This is a genomic window from Aminobacter sp. P4_D5, assembly GCF_056401815.1.
The window spans coordinates 1-3,144 of sequence record NZ_JBFUIP010000316.1; the positions used below are offsets into that span (position 1 = coordinate 1).

The 3,144-nt window shown below is 61.0% G+C and carries 3 protein-coding genes and 4 pseudogenes; 5 read left to right on the forward strand and 2 right to left on the reverse strand.

Going from position 1 to position 3,144, the window contains the following annotated elements:
- From AC1DWF_RS31265 to ugpC, 3 genes and pseudogenes are all read left to right on the forward strand, one after another.
- Positions 1-121 (forward strand): annotated as a pseudogene (locus tag AC1DWF_RS31265) (glycerol-3-phosphate transporter permease); the annotation flags it as partial.
- Between the two features lie 131 nt (positions 122-252).
- Positions 253-1,101: a sn-glycerol-3-phosphate ABC transporter permease UgpE gene (gene ugpE, locus AC1DWF_RS31270; RefSeq protein WP_476785384.1), complete on the forward strand. Its 849-nt coding sequence runs from the start codon at positions 253-255 to the stop codon at positions 1,099-1,101.
- A complete protein-coding gene (gene ugpC, locus AC1DWF_RS31275) occupies positions 1,101-2,147 on the forward strand; it encodes a sn-glycerol-3-phosphate ABC transporter ATP-binding protein UgpC (protein WP_476842494.1) in 1,047 nt (348 codons plus the stop codon). Before ugpE ends, ugpC begins: the two co-directional genes overlap by 1 nt.
- A gap of 20 nt (positions 2,148-2,167) precedes the next feature.
- Here the strand turns inward: ugpC and AC1DWF_RS31280 are convergent, their stop codons facing one another.
- A complete protein-coding gene (locus tag AC1DWF_RS31280; protein WP_476785382.1) occupies positions 2,168-2,422 on the reverse strand; it encodes a hypothetical protein in 255 nt (84 codons plus the stop codon).
- 169 nt (positions 2,423-2,591) lie between these two features.
- Here AC1DWF_RS31280 and AC1DWF_RS31285 point away from each other — a divergent pair.
- Positions 2,592-2,729, forward strand: a pseudogene (locus AC1DWF_RS31285) (P-type conjugative transfer protein TrbL); the annotation flags it as partial.
- A gap of 22 nt (positions 2,730-2,751) precedes the next feature.
- Here AC1DWF_RS31285 and AC1DWF_RS31290 read toward each other — a convergent pair.
- Positions 2,752-2,919: pseudogene (locus AC1DWF_RS31290) on the reverse strand (transposase domain-containing protein); the annotation flags it as partial.
- 35 nt (positions 2,920-2,954) lie between these two features.
- On the opposite strand from AC1DWF_RS31290, the pseudogene AC1DWF_RS31295 reads away from it, so the two are divergent.
- A pseudogene (locus AC1DWF_RS31295) lies at positions 2,955-3,144 on the forward strand (DUF5372 family protein); the annotation flags it as partial.

The following is a 3,144-nucleotide window of genomic DNA, read 5'->3' on the forward strand; positions in this document are numbered from 1 at the left end:
GGGCTTCGTCAATCTGATCCTCGGCGACTCGGCGGCACAGTCGGTGATCCTGATGGTCATCGTCATCGCGCTCACCGCCGTCCAGTTCCGCTATGTCGAAAAGAAGGTGCATTATGGGTGAGAGATCAGCCTCCTTCTCCCCGTTCACGGGGAGAAGGTCCCGGCAGAGTGTGGAGTGCTGCCCCTCATCCGACTTCGCTTCGCTCAGCCACCTTCTCCCCGTGAACGGGGAGAAGGAAGGGAGCTGCACCCATGATCGATAAATCCCCGATCCGCACCTTTATCGCGCATGCCGTCCTGATCCTCGGCATCCTGATCGTGGCGTTTCCGATCTACTACACCTTCGTCGCCTCGACCCATTCGCTGCAGACGATCCTGCGCCCGCCGCTGCCGCTTTGGCCCGGCGACCGCTTTTTTGAGAACTATTACGAAGCGCTGTTCGGCGGTGTCGGCCGCATCGGCGGGGTCAGTGTCGCCACGCTTTTGTTCAACACGACGGTTGTTGCGCTTGGCATYGCCATCGGCAAAATCATCATTTCCCTGCTGTCGGCCTACGCCATCGTCTTTTTCCGCTTTCCGCTCAGGATGACGTTCTTCTGGCTGATCTTCATCACGCTGATGCTGCCGGTCGAGGTGCGCATCCTGCCGACCTACAAGGTGATGGTCGATTTCGGCCTGATCGACACCTATACCGGGCTGATCGTGCCGCTGATCGCCTCGGCGACGGCAACGCTTCTGTTCCGCCAGTTCTTTCTCACCATTCCAGGCGAACTGGTCGAGGCAGCTAGGGTCGATGGTGCGGGCCCCTTGCGCTTCTTCTGGGATATCCTTTTGCCCCTGTCGCGCACCAATATCGCGGCCCTGTTCGTCATCTTGTTCATCTACGGCTGGACGCAATATCTCTGGCCGCTTCTCGTCACCAACCGCAACGACATGAACACCATCGTCATTGCGCTCAGGAAGATGATCTCGTTTGCCGATGCCGACACTGAATGGCATCTGGTGATGGTCACTTCCATGCTGGCCATCGTGCCGCCGATCCTGGTCGTTGTGCTTATGCAACGCTGGTTCGTGCGCGGCCTCGTCGATACGGAGAAATAATGGCAACCGTCGATCTCAAGGACGTACGTAAGGTCTATCCCGGCGGGGTCGAAGCGGTGAGAGGCGTCTCCATCGCCATTCCCGACAAGGCGCTGTGCGTGCTCGTCGGCCCCTCCGGCTGCGGCAAGTCCACCTTGCTCAGGATGGTCGCAGGCCTCGAAACCATCTCGGCCGGGACGTGTTCCATCGACGGCAAGGTGGTCAACGCCATCGGCCCGACCGAGCGCGACATTGCCATGGTGTTCCAGAACTATGCGCTCTACCCGCATATGAAGGTCTACGACAACATGGCCTATGGCCTGCGCAATCGCGGCACGCCCAAGGACGAGGTCGACAAGCGCGTGCGCGCCACGGCCGAGACGCTGGAGCTCGCCCATCTGCTCGAGCGCCGTCCGCGCGAGCTTTCCGGCGGCCAGCGCCAGCGCGTCGCCATGGGCCGCGCCATCGTGCGCRACCCCAAGGTCTTTYTSTTCGACGAGCCGCTGTCSAACCTYGAYGCCAAGCTGCGCGGCCAGATGCGTGTCGAGATCAAGAATCTCCAGCGCAAGCTCGGCGTCACCTCGGTCTATGTCACCCACGACCAGCTCGAGGCGATGACGCTGGCCGACGTTCTGGTGGTGATGAATGCCGGGCTGGTCGAACAGCAAGGCGCGCCGCTCGACATCTACGAAAAACCCGCCTCGACCTTTGTCGCAAGTTTTATCGGTGCGCCGCCGATGAACCTGCTGCCCCTGCGAAACGGCCAGCTTGAGGATGCCATCACGCTTCCGACTGTTGCCGGCAATGCCACGACGATCGGCTTCAGGCCCGAGGACTGCGAGGTCGGCGCCGATGGAGCCACGTCAAACGACGGTCTGAGACTCATGGCCAAYGTTGAAGGCGTCGAGCCGGTGGGTGCCGAGAGTTTCCTGTATTGCCAGGCCGGCGGTGGCAAGATCGTGGTGCGCGTGCCCGGCCGCACCGAAGTGCGGATCGGCGATCAGCTGCCGATATTTGCGCGGCGCGAAAAACTGCATTTTTTCGGCAGCGACGGCAAGAGAGTGTAGCTTGTCTGTGCGGACGGTTGTCACGAAACCTGGACTGGAACCGGCCCCTTCCTCGACCGGGGCGAAAGGAAGCGGCTCTCGAAGTAGCGGTAAGAAATCTCCGCCATCGCGATTGTCATCGTGTAGGAAATAGCGAACAAGATCAGCCGTCCGGCAAGCGGGAGGCCGTCCCTAGGGATGTCGATCTGCAATGATAGCAGTTGCAGCGTGATAGAGATTGCTAAGGCATGGTAGACATAGGCGCCATAAGAGATCTCTCCGATCCGTTGCAGCATCGGGTGCTGCAACAGCCAATCTAGCGCGGGGTGTTTCGTAACAGCCAGCGCAACCAGCCCGGCAGAGGCGCTTGCCACTGCTGAGTAGGCGAAGATCTGCCGGTACTGGCCCCAGAGGAGTAAGCGCGCAGCTGAGGCCGTTCAGGCCAAGTAGTTCTACGCATGAGCTGAAACCTTCGCTAGCCTGAAGGCATCCGGCACCAGCTTCACGACCGCTGGTCACTTGCGTCCCGGCCGGGTCGCGCAGACTGGCCTTGATGCCGGGCGCCCGCTGCTCGACTCAATCTTCGGCCTGATGGGCTATTGGGTAAGCGCGCAGCTGAGGCCGTTCAGGCCTGGTGGTTCCACGGCATGAGCTGATCGATTTGGGAGATCGGCCAGCGGTTRGCGATGCGATCGAGGGTCTGGGTGAGCCAGGCGAGTGGATCGACGCTGTTCATTTTGGCGGTTTGCAAAAGGGTCGCGATGGTGGCCCAGGTGCTTCCGCCGCCGTCCGACGGGACCTCATGATGCCCGGATTCTAGGGCATGAGGTGGAGGTCGCCTATCCGTTCCACCCGCTGTTCCGGCGGCCCGCGATCGTGATTGCAGATCAGTTCCACAACGGCAGTCGTCATTTGACCCTGCGCTCAGGCGAGTGCCCATCCTTCCTGGTTCCCGCATGGATGCTTGATCCAGCGGTCGCATCGGTCAAAACCACTGACGTTCCGCGCATTTCGGTTG

Excerpts from the sequence above, each read along its gene's own strand:
- AC1DWF_RS31280 (WP_476785382.1), bottom strand. The coding sequence starts at position 2,422 with ATGCTGCAACGGATCGGAGAGATCTCTTATGGCGCCTATGTCTACCAT.